We start from the raw sequence: 20,699 nt of genomic DNA on the forward strand, positions 1-20,699 counted from the left end.
ATAAAACAATGACCAACTTGCCAGAACGGCAAAAGACACCCGAAATCAGACTAATCTGGACAGGAGCGCTCACATTAGCACCGATGGAGATTTTCGCAAGAGCCAACCTTTGCGTTTACAAATTAGTTTTACTTTATAACCCATTCATAATGTCCTGACTCCAGGAACTTTGCGCAATAGCTCGCATTTCGGCGCGCCAGTCGGCGGATTTGCTGCCCCTGGCAGGGCCGAAAATGGTACACTCCGGCCTCTCTGGATTGTTGTTCATGGATACCTGCTAACCACATGTTTAGAATCAGAAAAGGACTCGATCTGCCAATCTCTGGCGTGCCTGAACAGCACGTCACCACCGGCGCCAGTATTCATCATGTCGCTATTGTAGGTGATGATTACGTGGGCATGCGTCCCGCGATGCTGGTACAGGAAGGCGATCGCGTAATAAAAGGCCAGGCGCTCTTCGAGGATAAAAAAAATCCTGGCGTTATGTTTACAGCCCCAGCCAGCGGCACCGTTGTCGCCATCCATCGTGGTGAGCGTCGCGTCCTGCAATCGGTTGTTATTCAAATTGAAGGCGATGAGAAACGCGAATTTGCGCGTTTTGACGCCGCCGATCTTGCCACCCTCAGCCACGACGCGGTGCAGACGCAACTGCTGGAGTCGGGACTGTGGACGGCGCTTCGCACGCGCCCCTATAGCAAAACTCCCGTGCCTGGCACTGTGCCGGCCGCTATCTTCGTTACGGCCATCGACACCAACCCGCTCAGCGCAGATCCGCAGCCTCTTATCCTGGCGGAACGCAAAGCTTTCGATGCCGGCCTCACCGTGTTAACGCGCCTGACGCCGGGTAAAGTGCATGTCTGTCAGGCCAGCGGCGGTAAGCTGGGCGGGCATCCGCAAGGGCAGGTGGCCTTTAATGAATTTTCCGGCCCGCATCCGGCCGGACTGGTGGGAACGCATATTCATTTCCTGGAGCCGGTAAGCCTGACGAAACAGGTCTGGCATCTTAATTATCAGGACGTGATCGCTATCGGTAAGCTGTTCACCACGGGTGAGCTGTGCGCAGAACGCATTATTGCCATCGGCGGCCCTCAGGCAACCCAACCGCGTCTGGTTCGCACGCTGCTTGGGGCGGACCTGACGGCGCTGTTGGCTGGCGAAACGAAAGAGGGGGAAAACCGTATTATTTCCGGTTCGGTGCTGAGCGGCAGGCACGCGACAGGCCCGATGGCCTGGCTGGGTCGTTTCCATCTTCAGGTGAGCGTTGTGCTTGAAGGACGCGAGAAAGAGCTGTTCGGCTGGGTGCTGCCTGGTGCAGAAAAATACTCGGTAACGCGCACCACGCTCGGCCACTTCCTGCGTCGTAAGCTGTTTAACTTCTCCACCAGCACCAACGGCGGTGAGCGCGCCATGGTTCCGATTGGCAACTACGAACGCGTGATGCCGCTGGATATTCTGCCCACCGTGCTGCTGCGCGATCTCCTGGCCGGCGATACCGACGGTGCCCAGGCGTTGGGCTGTCTGGAGCTGGACGAAGAAGATCTGGCGCTGTGTACCTATGTGTGTCCAGGTAAATACGAATATGGACCCGTATTGCGCGAGGTGTTAACCCGCATTGAGCAGGAAGGATAACCATGGGCTTAAAACACCTCTTTGAAAAAATTGAGCCGCACTTTACCGAAGGGAAGCTCAAAAAGTATTACCCGCTGTATGAAGCGACCACGACCATTTTCTACACGCCGGGTCTGGTGACGAAAGGCGCGGCGCATGTTCGCGACGCCATCGACCTCAAGCGAATGATGATTCTGGTCTGGTTTGCGGTCTTCCCGGCCATGTTCTGGGGGATGTATAACGTTGGGTTGCAAACTATTCCGGCGCTGCACCATATGTACGATGCAGAGCAGCTGGCGCAGGTGATTCAGTCTGACTGGCACTATCGTCTGGCGCAGTCGCTGGGGGTGAGCTTTGCGGCAGATGCCGGCTGGGTCAGCATGATGACGCTGGGCGCTGTCTTCTTCCTCCCTATCTATATGACTGTCTTTATCGTGGGCGGTTTCTGGGAGGTGCTGTTCGCTATTATTCGCAAACATGAGATCAACGAGGGCTTCTTTGTTACCTCTATTCTGTTTGCGCTGATTGTTCCGCCAACGCTGCCGCTCTGGCAGGCGGCGATGGGGATCAGCTTTGGCGTGGTGATTGCCAAGGAGATCTTCGGCGGGACCGGACGCAACTTCCTCAATCCGGCGCTGGCAGGGCGCGCGTTCCTGTTCTTTGCTTATCCGGCGCAAATCTCGGGCGACCTGGTGTGGACGGCAGCAGACGGATTCTCCGGCGCGACGCCACTTTCACAGTGGGCGGCTGGCGGCGGCGAAACGCTGGTCAATAATGCAACCGGACAGCCTGTCACCTGGTTTGATGCGTTTATCGGCAATATTCCAGGCTCCATCGGTGAAGTGTCTACCCTGATGATTTTGATCGGCGGGGCCATCATCCTCTTTGGCCGCGTGGCGTCCTGGCGCATTGTCGCAGGCGTCATGCTCGGGATGGTACTCACCGCCACGCTTTTCAACTTCATTGGTTCAGACACAAACCCGATGTTCTCCATGCCGTGGTACTGGCACCTTGTGCTGGGAGGCTTTGCGTTTGGCATGATGTTCATGGCCACCGATCCGGTCTCGGCTTCGTTTACCGACAGAGGTAAATGGTGTTACGGCGCGCTCATTGGGGTGATGTGTGTACTGATTCGCGTGGTCAACCCGGCTTATCCGGAAGGGATGATGTTGGCCATTCTGTTTGCCAATCTGTTTGCGCCGCTGTTCGACTACCTGGTCGTGCGCGCCAACATTAAGCGGAGGAAGGCGCGTGGCTGAGATCAAAAATAACGACAGCATCAGCAAAACGCTGCTGGTGGTGCTGGTACTGTGTCTGGTCTGTTCCATCGTGGTAGCCGGTTCTGCCGTAGGGTTAAAGCCGCTACAGCAGGAGCAACGAGCGCTGGATAAACAGCGTAACATCCTGGCCGTGGCCGGGCTGATGCAGGAAGGCATGACGAAGGATGACGTCGCAGCGGTGTTTGCCGAACGTATTACCGCACGGCTGGTGGATTTAAAAACCGGGGAGTTAATGGATAAAGACCCGGCGAAATACAACCAGGCGCTGGCGCTAAAAGATCCGCAGATGAGCACCACGCTTGACGCCTCGCAGGATCCGGCAGGCATTAAGCGCCGCAGCAATGTCGCGGAGATTTACCTCGTCCGTGACGAGCAAAAGCGCATCCAGGAAATCGTGTTGCCCATCTATGGCAACGGTTTATGGTCAATGATGTACGCCTTTGTGGCGTTGGAAACCGATGGTCGTACGGTCAAAGGCATTACTTATTACGATCAGGGCGAAACACCAGGGCTGGGAGGCGAAGTTGAGAACCCTAACTGGCGGGCACAGTTTGTTGGTAAAAAAGTGCTCGACGACAACGGCCAGCCTGCGCTGAAGGTGGTGAAAGGGGGCGCGCGTCCCGGCGATGAATTTGCCGTTGATGGCCTTTCCGGTGCCACGCTCACCTCTAACGGTGTGCAGCACAGCTTTGATTTCTGGATGGGTGAACTGGGCTTTGGTCCCTTCCTGAAGAATGTACGTGAAGGAGCGCTGAATAATGGCTGATACGGGTGAACTGAAAGAAGTTAAAAAGGTGCTGATTGGCCCGCTGTTAGCCAATAACCCGATAACGTTACAGGTGCTGGGGGTGTGCTCGGCGCTGGCGGTGACCACCAAGCTGGAAACGGCGGTGGTCATGACGCTGGCGGTAACGCTGGTGACAGCGTTTTCCAGCATGTTTATCTCAATGATCCGCCACCACATACCCAACAGCGTGAGGATCATCGTGCAGATGGCGATTATCGCCTCGCTGGTGATCGTGGTCGATCAGCTCCTGCGCGCCTTCGCCTATGAAACCTCGAAGCAGCTTTCGGTGTTTGTCGGTCTGATAATCACCAACTGCATCGTGATGGGGCGTGCTGAAGCCTATGCGATGAAAATGCCACCGCTGGCGAGCTTTATGGACGGTATTGGCAACGGCCTGGGTTACGGCGTGATCCTGTTGACGGTTGGTTTCCTGCGCGAACTTATTGGCAGCGGCAAGCTGTTTGGCATTCCGGTGCTGGATACGGTACAGAACGGCGGCTGGTATCTGCCGAACGGCCTGTTCCTGCTGGCCCCAAGCGCATTTTTCATTATCGGTTTGCTGATCTGGCTGATTCGTACGTTGAAGCCTGAACAGCAGGAAAAGGAGTAACCGACAATGGCTCATTACCTGAGTTTATTTGTGCGCGCGGTGTTTGTTGAAAACATGGCGCTCGCTTTCTTCCTGGGCATGTGTACGTTCCTTGCCGTTTCTAAAAAGGTATCGACGGCATTTGGTCTGGGCGTGGCAGTTACCGTTGTGCTGGGGCTTTCCGTTCCGATTAACAACCTGGTATTCAACTTCGTGCTGCGCGATGGCGCGCTGGTGGAGGGGGTTGATCTTAGCTTCCTGAACTTCATCACCTTTATCGGAGTGATTGCGGCGCTTGTTCAGATCCTGGAGATGATCCTCGATAAATACTTCCCGTCGCTGTACAACGCGCTGGGGATCTTCCTGCCGCTGATCGCCGTGAACTGCGCCATCTTCGGTGGCGTCTCGTTTATGGTTCAGCGCGATTACAACTTCAGTGAATCGGTTGTGTATGGCTTCGGTTCCGGTATCGGCTGGATGCTGGCGATTGTCACCATGGCGGGGATCCGTGAAAAAATGAAATATGCCAACGTACCTGCGGGGCTTCGTGGCTTAGGGATCACCTTTATCACCACCGGCCTGATGGCGTTGGGCTTTATGTCCTTCTCCGGTGTGCAGCTATAAGGGCTAACAGATGGAAATTATTCTTGGCGTGGTGATGTTCACGCTGATAGTACTGGTGCTGTCAGGGCTGATCCTGGCGGCGCGTGCGAAGCTGGTCAATTCCGGGGATGTGATCATTGATATCAATGACGATCCGCAGAATCAGATCCGTACCCCGGCAGGGGATAAGCTGCTTAACACGCTCTCCGGCAACGGGATTTTTGTCTCGTCTGCCTGTGGCGGCGGTGGCTCCTGTGGCCAGTGCCGTGTGACGGTCAAAGAGGGCGGCGGTGATATTCTGCCAACGGAACTGTCGCATATCACGAAGCGTGAAGCGAAAGAGGGATGCCGTCTGGCGTGCCAGGTCGCTGTGCGCCAGAACATGAAGATTGAGCTGCCGGAGGAGATCTTCGGCGTGAAAAAATGGGAGTGCGAAGTTATCTCTAACGATAACAAAGCCACGTTCATCAAAGAGCTCAAGCTGCGTGTCCCTGAAGGGGAGAGCGTCCCGTTCCGTGCGGGTGGGTATATCCAGATTGATTGTCCGGCACACACCGTCGCGTATGCTGACTTCGATGTGCCTGAGGAGTACCGGGCAGACTGGGATAAATTTAACCTCTTCCGCTTTGTTTCCGAGGTAAAAGAGCCCGCGCTTCGCGCCTATTCCATGGCTAACTATCCGGAAGAGAAGGGCATTATTATGCTCAACGTGCGTATCGCCACGCCGCCACCGAATGTGCCTGATGCCCCTCCTGGCGTCATGTCGTCGTATATCTGGTCCCTCAAGCCTGGCGACAAAGTGACGATTTCCGGCCCGTTCGGCGAATTCTTTGCCAAAGATACTGACGCGGAGATGGTCTTTATCGGCGGCGGTGCGGGTATGGCGCCGATGCGTTCGCATATTTTTGACCAGCTCAAACGACTTGGCAGCAAGCGTAAGATCAGCTTCTGGTACGGGGCGCGTTCACTGCGCGAAATGTTCTATGACGATGAGTTTGAACAACTGGCGCGTGATAACCCTAACTTTACCTTCCATGTGGCGCTATCCGATCCGCAGCCGGAAGATAACTGGACAGGCTATACGGGCTTCATCCACAACGTGCTGTATGAAAATTACCTCAAACAGCACCCGGCACCGGAAGACTGCGAGTTCTATATGTGTGGTCCACCAATGATGAACGCCGCCGTGATTAAGATGCTAAAAGATCTTGGCGTGGAAGATGAGAACATCATGCTTGATGATTTCGGAGGCTGATTATGCTGACTTTTCTGGCGACCTTTGCGGTGTTTGTGCTGGTGATCTTCGGCATGTCCTTAGGCTGGATCATCAAGCGTAAAAGCATTCAGGGCAGTTGCGGAGGCATCTCTTCCATCGGAATGGAAAAAGTGTGCGATTGTCCGGAACCGTGCGATGCGCGAAAAAAGCGGATGGCTCGCGAGCAGCAACGCATTATTTAGTCTTCCAGGTCGGGTAAGGCAACGCCGCCACCCGACAATTCCTGCGCGCACTTCTCAACCCTCATTTGTTTACTGTATACTTATCCAGTAATAAGTGAGGGCTTACTATGCGCAAAATAATCCATGTCGATATGGACTGCTTTTTTGCCGCAGTGGAGATGCGTGACAACCCGGCGCTGCGGGATATTCCGATCGCCATTGGCGGCAGCCGGGTTCAGCGCGGTGTCATCAGCACCGCCAACTATCCTGCTCGCAAATACGGTGTACGCAGCGCCATGCCGACAGCGATGGCGCTGAAACTGTGCCCGCATCTCACTCTTTTGCCCGGACGTTTTGATGCCTATAAAGAAGCATCGAGCCACATTCGGGAGATCTTCTCCCGCTACACCTCACTGATTGAACCGTTATCGCTGGATGAAGCCTATCTGGATGTCACCCACAGCGTGCACTGCCACGGCTCCGCCACCCTGATGGCGCAGGAGATCCGCCAGACTATTTTTAACGAGCTGAACCTGACGGCGTCGGCAGGCGTCGCGCCGGTCAAATTTCTCGCCAAAATCGCCTCCGATTTGAATAAGCCCAACGGCCAGTACGTTATCACTCCGGAAGAGGTTCCGGCGTTTTTAAAGACGCTGCCGCTCAGCAAAATCCCCGGCGTGGGTAAAGTCTCCGCCGCGAAGCTGGAAAATATGGGGCTACGCACCTGCGAAGACGTTCAGCGCAGCGATCTGGCGCTGCTGCTTAAGCGTTTTGGCAAGTTTGGCCGCGTACTGTGGGAACGCAGTCAGGGCATTGATGACCGGGATGTGAACAACGAACGGCTGCGTAAATCGGTCGGCGTTGAACGCACGCTGAGCGAAGACATCCATGACTGGACCGAGTGTGAAACCATTATTACGGAACAGCTTTATCCTGAGCTTGAACGACGCTTACTGAAGGTCAAACCGGATCTGCTTATTGCCCGACAGGGCATCAAACTGAAATTTAACGATTTTCAGCAGACGACGCAGGAGCACGTCTGGCCACGCCTCAACAAAGAGGATCTTATCGCGACGGCGAAAAAGGCGTGGGAAGAACGGCGGGGCGGACGAGGAGTGAGGCTGGTGGGGCTGCACGTCACCTTGCTGGATCCGCAGCTGGAGCGTCAACTGGTGTTGGGACTGTAGATTACGCTAATCGTAGGCCCGGCAAGCGTAGCGCCACCGGGCATCAAACGGCTAATTACTTAACAGGAATTGCTTTCAGCAGCTCAGTTAGCAGCGTCCAGTAGTGACCGACGCTTTCAATGTGAACCTGCTCATCCGGGGAGTGTGGCCCGGTGATGGTTGGCCCGATGGAGACCATGTCCATATCCGGATACGGTTTCTTGAACAGACCACACTCCAGACCCGCGTGAATAACCTGAATGTTCGGGGTGCTGTTGAACAGTCGCTGATAAGTTTCACGCACCAGTGCCATGACCGGAGAACTTGCATCCGGCTGCCAGCCCGGGTAGCTGCCTTTTGCAGACGTTTTCGCACCGGCCAGGGTGCCCAGAGATTCCAGCATGCTCACAACGTACTCTTTGCCGCTGTCGATCAGGGAACGGATCAGGCAGATGATCTCTGCGCTGTCGTCACCCATGGTCACCACGCCCACGTTCAGGGAGGTTTCCACCACGCCTTTCGCCACGTCAGAGTTGCGAATAACGCCGTTTGGCGTTGCGTTCAGCAACTGGACGAACGTGTCACGAGACTGTGCGGTCAGCGCGGCTTTATCCGTCGTAACGGACTCCAGCACCACCGTCAGGTTTTTCTCTTTTGCAGACAGTTCGTTTTTCAGGATCTCCAGATACACGCTGGAGAGTTTTTTCAGCTCGTCCGCTTTCGACGCAGGCACCGCCACGGTAGCGAAGGCTTCGCGAGGGATCGCGTTACGCAGAGTACCGCCGTTGAAGTCCACCAGACGCAGATCCAGTTCAGCGGCATGGCCCGCCAGAAAACGCGCCAGCAGTTTGTTGGCGTTGCCCAGGCCCAGGTGAATATCACCGCCGGAGTGACCGCCTTTCAGCCCTTTCAGCGTCAGCTTAAAGGTCTCGAATCCGGCAGGGATCGCTTCGCGGGACAGCGGCAGGGTAGAGATAAAATCGATCCCGCCCGCGCAGCCCATGTAGATCTCACCCTCTTCTTCGGAGTCGGTGTTGATCAGAATGTCCGCTTGCAGCCAGTTTGCCTGGAGACCGAACGCGCCATCCATGCCCGCTTCTTCAGTCATGGTCAGCAGCACTTCCAGCGGACCGTGTTCAACGCTGTCGTCAGCCAGCACGGCCAGCGCGGAAGCCATACCAATGCCGTTATCTGCGCCCAGAGTCGTGCCGCGCGCCTTCACCCACTCACCGTCGATGTAAGGCTGGATCGGGTCTTTTGTGAAGTCGTGAACGGTGTCGTTGTTTTTCTGCGGAACCATATCCAGGTGCGCCTGCAATACCACTGGCTTACGGTTTTCCATACCTGCGGTGGCAGGTTTGCGGATAAGAATATTGCCAACCTGGTCGCGCTCAGCGTGCAGACCTTTTTCCTTCGCCCAACCCATAATATGTTCGGCAAGCTGTTCTTCGTGATAGGAAGGGTGCGGAATGGAGCAGATTTTGGCAAAAATATCCCACAGTGGCTGTGGAGATAATTGAGACAGTTCAGACACGATAGGTCTCCTTGTCGTTGCGCTGCAAAACAATGTTGCAGGTCACAGGGTTAGCAGGTTAATCGTTACCACAAGTCAGGCTTGCGAGATGCAACTGAGAATACCACTTTCTCCCGTGGCTGGTAGCATTAAGCATGTAAAAACTCAGGCTCATGGCGCGTAACACTGGTTTTTAGTGCGTCAGATCTCTATAATCTCGCGCAACCTGGTTCACCCTCATTTTTTTAAGCCGTATATAAACAGGCTGGGACACTTCACATGAGCGAAAAATACGTCGTCACCTGGGACATGTTGCAGATTCACGCACGCAAACTGGCTGCGCGTCTGATGCCTTCCGAACAGTGGAAAGGCATTATTGCCGTCAGCCGTGGCGGTCTGGTACCGGGGGCGCTGCTGGCTCGTGAGCTGGGTATTCGTCATGTCGATACCGTATGTATCTCCAGCTACGATCACGACAACCAGCGCGAACTGAAAGTGCTGAAACGCGCGGAAGGCGACGGTGAAGGCTTTATCGTTATCGACGATTTGGTGGACACCGGCGGTACCGCGGTGGCTATCCGCGAAATGTATCCAAAAGCGCACTTCGTCACGATCTTTGCGAAACCAGCGGGTCGCCCACTGGTTGATGATTACGTCATTGATATCCCGCAGGATACCTGGATTGAACAGCCATGGGATATGGGCGTGGTCTTCGTACCGCCTATCTCTGGCCGTTAATTTCAGTACGTAACTTTACACGCCCGGTTATGCCGGGCGTTGTTCTTTTTACCCTGCCACGCGTTACAATGGTCTTCATATGACGTATCCATGGAGGCAACGCAATGACGCAGGCGAATCTTACCGAAACTCTCTTCAAACCCCGTTTCAAGCACCCTGAAACGTCGACGCTGGTGCGTCGGTTTAATCCGGGGACAATGCCTGCCGTTCAGTCAGCGTTAGACGGTAAGAACGTGCCCCACTGGTATCGAATGATTAACCGCCTGATGTGGATCTGGCGCGGCATCGATCCGCGTGAAATCCTCGACGTGCAGGCGCGTATCGTGATGAGTGAGTCCGAGCGTACCGACGGCGATCTCTACGATACGGTGGTGGGCTACCGTGGTGGAAACTGGATCTACGAATGGTCAAAGCAGGCCATGCTCTGGCAGCAAAAAGCGAGCCAGGAAGAAGACGCCACTTTCAGCGGAAAGCACTGGCTGCATGCGGCAAATCTGTACAGCATCGCTGCATATCCGCATCTTAAAGGCGACGAACTGGCAGAGCAGGCCCAGGCGCTGGCAAACCGGGCTTATGAAGAGGCCGCGCAGCGGTTGCCTGGCCGGATGCGTGAAATTGAGTTCGCCATTCCCGGTGGCAGCCCGGTGACCGGATTTCTGCATATGCCGGAGGGGGAAGGGCCGTTCCCGACGGTTCTAATGTGCGGTGGACTGGACTCGTTACAAATTGACTATTACAGCCTGTATGAGCGCTACTTTGCCCCAAACGGAATCGCCATGCTGACGCTTGATATGCCTTCCATTGGTTTTTCATCCAAATGGAAACTTACGCAAGACTCCAGCCTGCTGCACCAGCATGCTTTAAAAGCGCTGGAGAATATCCCTTGGGTTGACCACACCCGGGTTGGCGCGTTTGGCTTCCGCTTTGGCGCTAACGTCGCGGTACGGCTTGCCTACCTTGAATCTTCACGCCTGAAGGCCGTCGCCTGTCTTGGCCCGGTGGTGCATGCTCTGTTAAGCGATCCTGCGCGTCAGGGTAGCGTTCCTGAGATGTATCTGGACGTGCTGGCGAGCCGACTTGGCATGCATGATGCTTCAGACGAAGCGTTGCGCATTGAACTTAATCGTTATTCATTAAAAACGCAGGGCTTACTCGGCCGCCGCTGCCCAACCCCGATGATGTCCGGTTTCTGGAAGAACGATCCGTTTAGCCCGGAAGAGGAGTCACGCTTAATCACGTCGTCATCTTCTGATGGTAAATTGCTGGAGGTACCCTTCAGCCCGGTGTACCAGAATTTTGACAAAGCGCTGAAAGAGATCACACGCTGGATCACGCAGAGATTGTGTTAATAGTTTGCTAAATTTCGTTGGTTTGGTAAAACAGTGCTTCACAAAAGGAGATCGCAATGACGTTACCGAGTGGACACCCGAAAAGTAGACTGATTAAGAAGTTCATGGCTCTTGGCCCGTATATTCGAGAAGAGCAGTGTGAAGAGAATCGCTTTTTTTTCGACTGCCTGGCTGTTTGCGTCAACGTGAAGCCTGCACCCGAAAAACGTGAGTTCTGGGGCTGGTGGATGGAAATGGAAGCACAGGAAAACCGTTTTACCTATAGCTATCAGTTTGGCCTGTTTAATAAAGACGGGCACTGGCAGGCGACGAGCATCAAAGATCAGGAAGTGATCGATCGTCTGGAGCATACGCTAAAAGAATTTCACGGCAAAGCTCGTGACCTGCTGGCAACGCTGGATCTGAAGCTGGAGCCTGCGGACGATTTTTCCAGCGAAGCGGTGAAACTGAGAGCCTGATGATGTCACAGCGCCGGGTGGCGGCTACGCCTTACCCGGCATGAAAAATGTACTATCCCGTACGCCCGGTAAGCACAGCGTCACCGGGCACAAAAAAACCGGCTCAGCGCCGGTTTTTTTATTACCACAACATCAGAACTGGTAGGTCATGCCCAGCGCAACGATATCATCGCTGCTTACGCCCAGTTTATTATCGTCATCGATCTGGTTGATCTTATAATCAACAAACGCAGACATATTTTTGTTGAAATAATATGTAGCACCTACGTCGATGTATTTCACGATATCTTCATCGCCGATACCTTCGATATCTTTGCCTTTAGATTGCACGTAACCCAGAGATGGACGCAGACCAAAGTCAAATTGATATTGTGCGACCACTTCGAAGTTTTGCGCTTTATTTGCAAAGCCACCGGAAATAGGGGCCATATTGCGGGTTTCGGAATAGATAGTGGCCAGATAAATATCGTTGGCATCATATTTCAAACCGGTTGCCCAGCCTTCTGCTTTTTTACCTTCGCCGCGTGCCTGAAGGTTTTGATCGTTAGTGCGATCGGAGCTGGCATACGCACCAATCACAGAAAAATCGCTGCCGCCGAAGTCATAGCTCAGGGAGGTACCGAAGCCGTCACCGTTTTGCTTCTTCACGTCGCGGTTTTCATTTTTGCCCTGGTATTGCAGGGTCATGTTCAGGCCGTCAACCAGGCCAAAGAAATCGGTATTACGGTATGTGGCCAGACCGGAGGCGCGTTTCGTCATGAAGTTATCGGTCTGCGCCAGGCCGTCACCGCCGAACTCCGGGAACATATCGGTGTATGCGGCGACGTCATACAGCGCGCCCAGGTTACGGCCGTAATCCAGTGAGCCGAAGTCTTTCAGTTTCAGCCCGGCAAATGCCAGACGTGTTTTTTGAGAAGAGTCGCTCTCAGCTTTGTTACCTGCGAACTCAGCTTCCCAACGTCCGTAGCCCGTCAGCTGATCGTTAATCTGCGTTTCACCCTTAAAGCCGAAACGAACGTAAGTCTGGTCACCATCCTTAGCGTCATCATCACTGATGTAGTGCATTGCTTTTACTTTGCCGTACACGTCCAGTTTATTCCCGTTTTTATTATAAACTTCTGCTGCCTGAACAGATGCGGAAGCAACTACGCCCATTACCACTAATGCCAGAGTGCTCTTTTTCATTTTCAATCCTGATTTTATAAAAACGCGCTAATATTCGCTGAGTAATAAGATTCGACTTATTACCCCGTGAAAAACAGGAAGGGTTTTATCGTTCGTGGGTGAAAGTTTTATGACAAAGTAAGAATATGTCTAAAAAAGTATGTTTTAATTTTTCGGTAATAAAATTGTCAAAATCTGCCGCTACGCTTCCTGATCCCGCGCAACAAAGTGACGGGTCATGCGCTAAGGCAGTTGGCAACGGAGCTGACACCTGTTAAAACGTCTGACTGACATCATTTTCCCTTATTGTTGAACGGCAGAGAATCATGAGTGACAGCCAGACGCTGGTGGTAAAACTCGGTACCAGTGTGTTAACAGGCGGATCGCGCCGCCTGAATCGTGCCCATATCGTTGAGCTTGTACGTCAGTGCGCTCAGTTGCATGCCGCAGGGCATCGTATTGTGATTGTGACTTCCGGGGCGATTGCCGCCGGGCGTGAACACCTGGGCTACCCCGAACTCCCCGCGACGATCGCTTCCAAACAGCTGCTGGCCGCCGTGGGACAAAGCCGACTCATACAGCTCTGGGAACAACTGTTCTCCATCTACGGCATTCACGTCGGGCAGATGCTGCTGACGCGTGCGGATATGGAAGACAGAGAACGTTTCCTGAACGCCCGCGATACGCTGCGTGCGCTGCTGGATAACCATATCGTTCCGGTCATTAACGAAAACGACGCTGTTGCCACCGCTGAAATCAAAGTGGGCGACAACGATAACCTCTCTGCGCTGGCGGCGATCCTGGCAGGGGCCGATAAGCTGCTGCTTCTGACCGATCAGCAGGGGCTGTTTACCGCTGACCCGCGCTCTAATCCACAGGCTGAACTGATCAAAGACGTTCACGGCATTGACGATGCGCTGCGTGCCATTGCGGGTGACAGCGTTTCTGGTCTGGGGACAGGCGGCATGGGCACCAAGCTCCAGGCCGCGGACGTGGCGTGCCGGGCCGGTATCGACACCATCATCGCCGCGGGCAGCCGTCCGGGTGTGATCGGTGATGTGATGGAAGGCATCTCTGTAGGCACTCGCTTCCACGCCCAGGCGTCCCCGCTGGAAAACCGAAAACGCTGGATCTTTGGTGCGCCACCGGCTGGCGAATTGACCGTGGATGAAGGCGCGACCGCCGCTATTCTGGAAAGAGGAAGCTCGTTACTTCCAAAAGGAATTAAAAGCGTGACAGGCAACTTCTCGCGTGGTGAAGTGATCCGAATCCGTAACATTGAAGGTCGCGACATCGCTCATGGCGTAAGTCGTTATAACAGCGACGCGCTGCGTCGGATTGCTGGTCACCATTCCCAGCAGATCGACGCCATCCTGGGCTATGAATATGGCCCGGTTGCCGTGCATCGTGACGACATGATTATTCGTTAAGGAGCCAGAACATGCTGGAACAAATGGGCGCAGCCGCGAAAGCCGCCTCTTATAAACTGGCGCTCCTTTCCAGCCGCGAGAAAAATCGCGTGCTGGAAAAAATCGCTGATTATCTGGAATCTCAGTCGCAGGAAATTTTGCTCGCCAACGAGCAGGATCTGCTGGAAGCGCGTCGCAACGGCTTGAGTGAAGCGATGCTCGATCGTCTGGCGCTGACCCCTGCGCGTCTGAAAGGTATTGCCGACGACGTCCGTCAGGTGTGCAACCTCGCCGACCCGGTAGGGCAGGTGATTGACGGTGGGGTGCTCGACAGCGGATTACGCCTTGAGCGTCGCCGCGTGCCGCTTGGCGTCATTGGGGTGATTTACGAAGCGCGTCCAAACGTGACGGTGGATGTCGCCTCCCTGTGCCTGAAGACCGGTAACGCCGCGATCCTGCGTGGCGGGAAGGAGACCTGGCGCACCAACGCCGCGACGGTAAACGTCATTCAGCAGGCGCTGGAGGAGTGTGGTTTACCGGCGGGTGCCGTGCAGGCGATTGAAAGCCCCGACCGTGCGCTGGTCAACGAGATGCTGCGCATGGACAAATACATCGACATGCTGATCCCACGCGGCGGCGCGGGCTTGCACAAGCTGTGCCGTGAGCAATCTACCATTCCGGTGATCACCGGTGGTATTGGCGTATGCCATATCGTAGTGGATGACACCGCGGAGGTAGAACCTGCGCTGAAGATTATCGTCAACGCTAAAACACAGCGTCCAAGCACCTGTAATACGGTGGAAACGCTGCTGGTGCATCAGGGCATCGCCAGTACCTTCCTGCCAGCGCTGAGCAAGCAGATGGCGGAAAGTGACGTCACGCTGCATGCGGACGAGAGCGCTCTCGCCCTGCTGAAAGACGGTCCGGCGAAGGTCGTTCCGGTTAACGCGGAGCAGTACGACGATGAGTATTTGTCGCTGGATCTGAACGTGAAGGTGGTTGCGGATCTCGATGACGCTATTGCGCACATTCGTGAACACGGAACCCAGCATTCTGACGCGATCCTAACGCGCACCCTGCGCAATGCCGATCGGTTTGTGAATGAAGTGGATTCGTCTGCGGTTTACGTGAATGCCTCGACGCGCTTCACCGATGGCGGCCAGTTTGGTCTGGGCGCGGAGGTGGCTGTGAGCACACAGAAGCTGCATGCCCGCGGTCCGATGGGGCTGGAAGCACTGACCACCTACAAGTGGATCGGCTACGGTGATGATACGATTCGTGGGTAAATAATCGCGGGTGATGCAAAAATAGCCGTTTGATTCAAAAGGGCATTGACGCATCACCCGGTTAGATCTACTCTTTTGCCCCGTGGTTACGCTCGTAACCGGCCTTTCAGGGCCGATATAGCTCAGTTGGTAGAGCAGCGCATTCGTAATGCGAAGGTCGTAGGTTCGACTCCTATTATCGGCACCATCTAAATCACATAGTTACCCTCCATTCCAGTAAATCTCATTCGCAGATCATGGCAGCTGGCTGCACATTTTCGCGTCATCGTTTTGTACCTCAAAGAAGTTGAACGGCGGCATAACCCAACAGGCTATACCGCCAGCGTTATGTTATCGCGCCATTAACGCAAACACCCCCCAGCCAAAGTACTCCCGCGTGTACGTCACATGACGTTCAGGCGCTATCGTCAGCTCCGCCCGAACTTCCTGCGCGAAGTCATCGTCTGGGTTTTCCTCCAGCCAGCGCCGCATGGTCATCCATTTCGCGGCTTCGTACCTGTCCCAGCCTTCCTGGTCAGCCAGCACCATTTCAACCAGGTCATAGCCCTGTTGATTGAAAGACGCAACCAGACCGGGCAGAGTGAGAAAGTCTGCAATCGACGAGATGCCGCAGGCCTGAGCTATCTCCTCCGTCGCGGGTACCTGACGCCAGTACGGTTCGCCGATGAGCATTATTCCCCCAGGCTTGAGGCTTTTTGCCAGCAGATCCATTGTCCCGGCTACGCCACCCGCAATCCAGGTTGCGCCAACGCAGGCCGCCACGTCACATTTTTCATTCGCGACGTAGCCGGCCGCGTCGTTATGAATGAAATGGACGCGTTCGCTGACGCCGAGTTCCTCTGCGCGCCGCGTGGCCTGCGTGGTGAAGAGCTGGCTCATGTCGATGCCGGTACCGGTAATACCGTAATCACGTGCCCAGGTACAAAGCATCTCTCCCGAGCCGCTGCCGAGATCGAGAATGCGTGTGCCTGGCTTCATGCGTAACACGCGGCCCAGCGTCGCGTACTTCTCTGGTGTAAAGGGGTTATGAATGCGGTGTTCGCTTTCGCTAACAGTAAAAATACGTGGGATATCCATCATCCTCTCCTTAACGATTATCAGGCTGAGCGCGAACATTGTTCAGCCCGGTGGTGTTAATGCGGTAGGGCTGACCGTTAACGGATTTGATCAGCTTTTTGGTTTTGAGCTTTTTGAAAACGGCGAGGGTGCAGTCAGCCAGCAGTAGCCCTTCGCGGCTATAGCATTCAACGGCGGTGACGCGGCCAGAGGTATCGCGGACGTGCACAATACGGCCACCTTTGGCGAGAACGTGTAAGGTACGTTGTTCCTGACGGGATAAATTCATACTGGAAAACCTGTTTAATCATCATGTGCAAAACGTGCAAACACACAGCGGTGTCCGCATACGATTTCGGCGCATTGATAATCAGTCCGGCCTGGAAAGGTCGGGAAGCTGATTATCGGATGATTACATTCTCCAGCATCAAAGCCTCGGTTTGAGTTGATAGGTATTTACGGGGTGAATGATAACACCTGGTTATTGTCAGTGAATACCCAGGGGTGAAAAATGTGATCCCGGTTGGTATCGGGCTGAGGAGAGGGGATCATTCCTGGCCGCTCTTAATTTTGCTGTCGACCTGAGGCTGTGGTTTGCTGAAAAGATATCCCTGCACAAGCTCGCAACCCAGAGCCTGAAGCCGCTCAAGCTGCTCTTCGGTCTCAACGCCCTCAGCTATGACGCCCATATTAAGGCTTTTAGCCATACCGGTAATCAGCTTCACAATATTAAGCGCATCTTCCTGCGTAGATATCGGATTGACAAAAGATTGTGAATCGCCACGCGTTTAACAGACACCTCAGAGTCATTTAAGATGACTTAAAGAGAGGTGCCCATGAGCGGTAAGCGTTATCCTGAAGAGTTTAAAACTGAAGCAGTCAAACAGGTTGTTGATCGCGGTTATTCTGTTGCCAGCGTTGCAACACGTCTCGATATCACCACCCACAGCCTTTATGCCTGGATAAAGAAGTACGGTCCGGATTCTTCCACTAATAAAGAACAGTCAGATGCTCAGGCCGAGATCCGCCGTCTCCAGAAAGAGCTGAAACGGGTTACCGACGAACGGGACATATTAAAAAAAGCCGCGGCGTACTTCGCAAAGCTGTCCGACTGAGGTACGCCTTTATCCGTGACAACTCCTGTTGCTGGCCTGTTCGCCTGCTCTGTCGGGTGCTGGATGTTCATCCCAGTGGTTTTTACGCCTGGCTTCAGCAGCCGCATTCACAACGCCATCAGGCAGACCTGAGACTGACAGGACAGATTAAACAGTTCTGGCTGGAATCGGGATGCGTCTATGGTTATCGCAAAATCCATCTGGATCTGCGTGACAGCGGGCAACAGTGCGGAGTAAACAGAGTCTGGAGACTGATGAAACGTGTCGGAATAAAGGCTCAGGTCGGATACCGAAGCCCGCGGGCACGTAAAGGCGAGGCCAGTATCGTGTCACCCAACAGGCTCCAGCGACAGTTCAATCCGGATGCTCCTGATGAGCGTTGGGTAACGGACATAACCTACATCAGGACCCACGAAGGCTGGCTGTATCTTGCCGTTGTTGTTGATCTGTTCTCACGCAAAATTATCGGCTGGTCCATGCAATCCCGGATGACAAAGGACATTGTCCTGAACGCACTGCTGATGGCTGTATGGCGGCGTAATCCCGAAAAACAGGTGCTGGTTCATTCGGATCAGGGCAGTCAGTACACAAGCCATGAGTGGCAGTCGTTCCTGAAATCACACGGCCTGGAGGGTAGCATGAGCCGTCGCGGTAACTGCCATGATAATGCGGTTGCAGAAAGTTTTTTCCAGTTGTTGAAACGTGAACGGATAAAGAAAAAGATCTACGGAACGCGGGAAGAAGCCCGCAGTGATATTTTTGATTACATCGAAATGTTTTATAACAGTAAGCGTCGGCATGGTTCTAGCGAACAGATGTCACCGACAGAATATGAAAACCAGTATTATCAACGGCTCGGAAGTGTCTAGATTATCCGTGGCGATTCATTTATCGATCTTGATTTTATCAAAATTCAGTTCGCTGAGTCTGGAGAGCGACGAATAACCCGTGCCAAAATCATCAATAGAAATTCTTACGCCCAGTGCGCGGAGTTTTTTGAGGATCGTAATGGGGTTATTTCTGTCACTGAAGAGGGATGACTCTGTGACCTCTAACTCAAGACGATTAGCCGGTAGCCCGGTCTCAGCCAGAACGGACTGCACCGTATTAATAAATGATTTGCTGCCCAATTGAACAGGCGAGACGTTGACGGAGATCCTGGCCGGAACAGCCCAGGAGACCGCTTCCCTACAGGCCAGCTTAAGTACAGTTTTACCTATCTCGTTGATCATGCCTGTTTTTTCAGCGGCGAAAATAAAGCTATCCGGGGAGAGCATCCCCTTGACGGGGTGCATCCAGCGAATAAGCGCTTCATAGCCGTAAATTTCCTTGCTGACGGAATTCACAATAGGCTGGTAATAAACAATAAACTCATCATTCTCTATTGCTCTTGCCATATCATTTTCAAGGGTTCTGCTCTCCTGCAACTTCTGTAGCATTCGCTGGCGGAAGACTTTGATTTGCTGAGAACCTTCTTTCTTGGCTTCATAGAGCGCCAGATCGGCAAATTTATAAAGGTAATCTGAACGTCGTTCGTTATCCGATAAAACAATACCCACACAGGTGGCTATTTTGATGAGTTGATTATTAATTGTATAGGGCTTGCTGATGCTATCACTGATTTCTCGCGCGCGTGAAACGGCTGCGGCTTCGGTTAAGCCACTGGAGAGAAACGCAAATTCGTCGCCGCCCAAACGATAAAATGTCTCTGAAAAGCGGCTCAAAGCGTTAAGGCGCGTGGATACCTCACGTAACAGTAAATCGCCAGCATCATGACCGTAGGTATCATTCACCTCTTTGAACCGGTCTAAATCGAATAACATCACCGTGACCGAAATATGTTTTTCCTCAGCCTGTAGATTAAGTTTATTGAGATCATCCCAGAAGAAAAGACGGTTTTTCATACCGGTAAGGGAGTCATGATAAACATCGTATTCCAGTTTTGTATTCTGGATTTGCAGGGTTTCTTTGGACAGCTGAAGTTCTTCAGCCAACGTTTTAACCTGTGTATGTGCTTTGAGGATGTTTTTATTTTGATAGATAATCAAAAAGCCCAGTATGAAGCTTAAAATAACCAGTAACAGCGAAAGTGCTGAATAAATATAATACAGAACCTGTATTTTTAGGTTAGTTTCATTGATTGTATTAACATCTTTTGTTAAAGCCGTTGATGAAAGCTGGCTTAGCGGTGCATCCAGTGAATGCATATTTTTCAGATAGAGCTTTAACTCTGAACGGCTCATTTTCTCAAGATGACCATCCAGATAGTTCAGTATATTTTCCAGGCGTAAGGCGAGCACCTGATGCGCTTTCGCGCTGTTTATATAACGACCCAGGCCGCCCTCTTTCAATAAATCATTCTGGCTCAGCATGATTTCCAGGCGCATGCGAACCTGGTCTACCGTAACGTCATCAGTCTCGGTTGCGTACAGTCCAATCCATGATTCAAATCGGTAATATTCAGATACCAGTTGGGCTACAGACCAGGACTCAGTGTAGTGAGTCAATTTTTGCAACTCCTGCTGACGGTCGTAGACAAGAAAGGCTATATATCCCGTAGTGATAAAAAGAGAAAAAATGATACCAACCAGTATCCTGTTCATTATGTTCTCCTGAACTACTATTCAATCTTCATTTTGCTGACCTGCCAGGCCGATCGCGAGTAATAAATCTGATTATTGAGTTCAGGAAGACTGTCATAAGGGTAGACGATGAATGACGGACCTTTATCGCGGATGCGCATATATTCGCCATTGACCTTTAAAGCCAGGATGGCGTTGTATTTCTGGAAGTCGCTGAGAGGGATGACGGTCGTGTAATCATTGAGTGCAACCACATTCAGGACAGAACCCTTTGCACCCACATACTCCATGAGTTTGCGCATCGGGATACCCTCAAACTTCGTGCGGCCATTATACCAGGGAGAGGTCGTCTGGAAACTCACCATCCCCAGTTTTTCAAGGCTGGCAATATCAAAAACGGCTTTTCCATTTTCGTTCGTATTTTCTATATTACCGGTAATGGTTAAAATGGGTTTGCCCACAGGTTTTGGCAGTTCGCCAGCCCAGCCTAAACTTTGTACCAAAAAGCAGCACAGCATTAGGATTATTCGCATATTAGCCTCCTCTTTTTAACAGAAGT

Annotated in this window: 19 protein-coding genes, 1 tRNA gene and 2 pseudogenes; 15 read left to right on the forward strand and 7 right to left on the reverse strand. The window is 53.1% G+C overall.

All coding sequences use genetic code 11. The features are described from left to right. Positions 1–285: 285 nt before the first annotated feature. The 8 genes from L379_RS18135 to dinB all read left to right on the forward strand — a co-directional run bounded on the left by L379_RS18135 (position 286) and on the right by dinB (position 7,491). Complete coding sequence (locus L379_RS18135) at positions 286–1,629, forward strand: Na(+)-translocating NADH-quinone reductase subunit A (protein WP_032652651.1); 1,344 nt, start codon at positions 286–288, stop codon at positions 1,627–1,629. Between the two features lie 2 nt (positions 1,630–1,631). Further along, positions 1,632–2,867 (forward strand): NADH:ubiquinone reductase (Na(+)-transporting) subunit B, encoded by a 1,236-nt coding sequence (locus tag L379_RS18130; RefSeq protein WP_015571375.1) that lies wholly within the window; start codon positions 1,632–1,634, stop codon positions 2,865–2,867. Beyond that, complete coding sequence (locus L379_RS18125; RefSeq protein ID WP_017383124.1) at positions 2,860–3,654, forward strand: Na(+)-translocating NADH-quinone reductase subunit C; 795 nt, start codon at positions 2,860–2,862, stop codon at positions 3,652–3,654. Before L379_RS18130 ends, L379_RS18125 begins: the two co-directional genes overlap by 8 nt. Next, a complete protein-coding gene (locus L379_RS18120) occupies positions 3,647–4,285 on the forward strand; it encodes an NADH:ubiquinone reductase (Na(+)-transporting) subunit D (protein ID WP_003863219.1) in 639 nt (212 codons plus the stop codon). The genes L379_RS18125 and L379_RS18120 overlap by 8 nt, the downstream gene beginning before the upstream one ends. Before the next feature lie 6 nt (positions 4,286–4,291). Next, positions 4,292–4,888 (forward strand): NADH:ubiquinone reductase (Na(+)-transporting) subunit E, encoded by a 597-nt coding sequence (gene nqrE / locus L379_RS18115; RefSeq protein WP_003863217.1) that lies wholly within the window; start codon positions 4,292–4,294, stop codon positions 4,886–4,888. Positions 4,889–4,898: 10 nt separating this feature from the next. Next, positions 4,899–6,122 (forward strand): NADH:ubiquinone reductase (Na(+)-transporting) subunit F, encoded by a 1,224-nt coding sequence (nqrF, locus tag L379_RS18110; RefSeq protein WP_015571374.1) that lies wholly within the window; start codon positions 4,899–4,901, stop codon positions 6,120–6,122. 2 nt (positions 6,123–6,124) lie between these two features. Beyond that, positions 6,125–6,325: a (Na+)-NQR maturation NqrM gene (gene nqrM, locus L379_RS18105; RefSeq protein WP_003863212.1), complete on the forward strand. Its 201-nt coding sequence runs from the start codon at positions 6,125–6,127 to the stop codon at positions 6,323–6,325. A 107-nt stretch (positions 6,326–6,432) separates the two neighbouring features. Beyond that, positions 6,433–7,491 carry a DNA polymerase IV gene (dinB, locus tag L379_RS18100; RefSeq protein ID WP_032652654.1) on the forward strand — a complete coding sequence of 353 codons (1,059 nt, stop codon included), beginning with the start codon at positions 6,433–6,435 and terminating at the stop codon, positions 7,489–7,491. Positions 7,492–7,546: 55 nt separating this feature from the next. Here dinB and pepD read toward each other — a convergent pair whose 3' ends face one another. After that, positions 7,547–9,004, reverse strand: a complete 1,458-nt coding sequence (gene pepD, locus L379_RS18095; RefSeq protein WP_032652656.1) for a cytosol nonspecific dipeptidase — start codon at positions 9,002–9,004, stop codon at positions 7,547–7,549. 258 nt (positions 9,005–9,262) lie between these two features. Between pepD and gpt the strand changes: the two genes are divergently transcribed. The 3 genes from gpt (at position 9,263) to crl (ending at position 11,528) form a co-directional block, all read left to right on the forward strand. Beyond that, a complete protein-coding gene (gpt, locus tag L379_RS18090) occupies positions 9,263–9,721 on the forward strand; it encodes a xanthine phosphoribosyltransferase (RefSeq protein WP_003863205.1) in 459 nt (152 codons plus the stop codon). A 104-nt stretch (positions 9,722–9,825) separates the two neighbouring features. Next, positions 9,826–11,070, forward strand: a complete 1,245-nt coding sequence (frsA, locus tag L379_RS18085; protein WP_032652658.1) for an esterase FrsA — start codon at positions 9,826–9,828, stop codon at positions 11,068–11,070. 56 nt (positions 11,071–11,126) lie between these two features. Continuing rightward, positions 11,127–11,528, forward strand: a complete 402-nt coding sequence (gene crl, locus L379_RS18080) for a sigma factor-binding protein Crl (protein ID WP_006809999.1) — start codon at positions 11,127–11,129, stop codon at positions 11,526–11,528. Between the two features lie 132 nt (positions 11,529–11,660). On the opposite strand, the gene phoE is transcribed toward crl, so the two are convergent. After that, positions 11,661–12,713 (reverse strand): phosphoporin PhoE, encoded by a 1,053-nt coding sequence (gene phoE, locus L379_RS18075; RefSeq protein ID WP_017383128.1) that lies wholly within the window; start codon positions 12,711–12,713, stop codon positions 11,661–11,663. A 305-nt stretch (positions 12,714–13,018) separates the two neighbouring features. Here phoE and proB point away from each other — a divergent pair, with 305 nt between their 5' ends. The 3 genes from proB (at position 13,019) to L379_RS18060 (ending at position 15,574) form a co-directional block, all read left to right on the forward strand. Beyond that, entirely contained in the window at positions 13,019–14,122 is a 1,104-nt protein-coding gene (gene proB / locus L379_RS18070; RefSeq protein ID WP_032652660.1) for a glutamate 5-kinase, read from the forward strand. Positions 14,123–14,133: 11 nt separating this feature from the next. Further along, complete coding sequence (gene proA, locus L379_RS18065; protein WP_032652662.1) at positions 14,134–15,387, forward strand: glutamate-5-semialdehyde dehydrogenase; 1,254 nt, start codon at positions 14,134–14,136, stop codon at positions 15,385–15,387. A gap of 111 nt (positions 15,388–15,498) precedes the next feature. Further along, positions 15,499–15,574: transfer RNA gene (locus tag L379_RS18060), tRNA-Thr, on the forward strand. Between the two features lie 143 nt (positions 15,575–15,717). On the opposite strand, the gene L379_RS18055 is transcribed toward L379_RS18060, so the two are convergent. The 3 genes and pseudogenes from L379_RS18055 to L379_RS24835 all read right to left on the reverse strand — a co-directional run. After that, complete coding sequence (locus L379_RS18055; protein WP_032652664.1) at positions 15,718–16,464, reverse strand: SAM-dependent methyltransferase; 747 nt, start codon at positions 16,462–16,464, stop codon at positions 15,718–15,720. A gap of 10 nt (positions 16,465–16,474) precedes the next feature. Beyond that, on the reverse strand, positions 16,475–16,732 hold the full coding sequence (locus tag L379_RS18050; RefSeq protein ID WP_003863178.1) for a YjhX family toxin: 258 nt from the start codon (positions 16,730–16,732) through the stop codon (positions 16,475–16,477). A 259-nt stretch (positions 16,733–16,991) separates the two neighbouring features. After that, positions 16,992–17,216, reverse strand: a pseudogene (locus tag L379_RS24835) (EAL domain-containing protein); the annotation flags it as partial. 63 nt (positions 17,217–17,279) lie between these two features. Here L379_RS24835 and L379_RS0123855 point away from each other — a divergent pair. Then, positions 17,280–18,427 (forward strand): IS3 family transposase gene (locus L379_RS0123855; RefSeq protein WP_085949497.1). Its coding sequence is split into 2 segments (ribosomal slippage): positions 17,280–17,517 and positions 17,517–18,427, totalling 1,149 coding nucleotides; the frame shifts between segments, so codons are not numbered across the junction. Between the two features lie 18 nt (positions 18,428–18,445). Here the strand turns inward: L379_RS0123855 and L379_RS18040 are convergent. After that, positions 18,446–20,161, reverse strand: a pseudogene (locus tag L379_RS18040) (putative bifunctional diguanylate cyclase/phosphodiesterase); the annotation flags it as partial. Positions 20,162–20,178: 17 nt separating this feature from the next. Further along, a complete protein-coding gene (locus L379_RS18035; protein WP_032652666.1) occupies positions 20,179–20,673 on the reverse strand; it encodes a putative pterin-binding protein in 495 nt (164 codons plus the stop codon). Positions 20,674–20,699: the final 26 nt, after the last annotated feature.

The sequence above is a fragment of the Enterobacter sp. MGH 33 genome (assembly GCF_000534535.1).
GTDB lineage: Bacteria > Pseudomonadota > Gammaproteobacteria > Enterobacterales > Enterobacteriaceae > Enterobacter > Enterobacter hormaechei_C.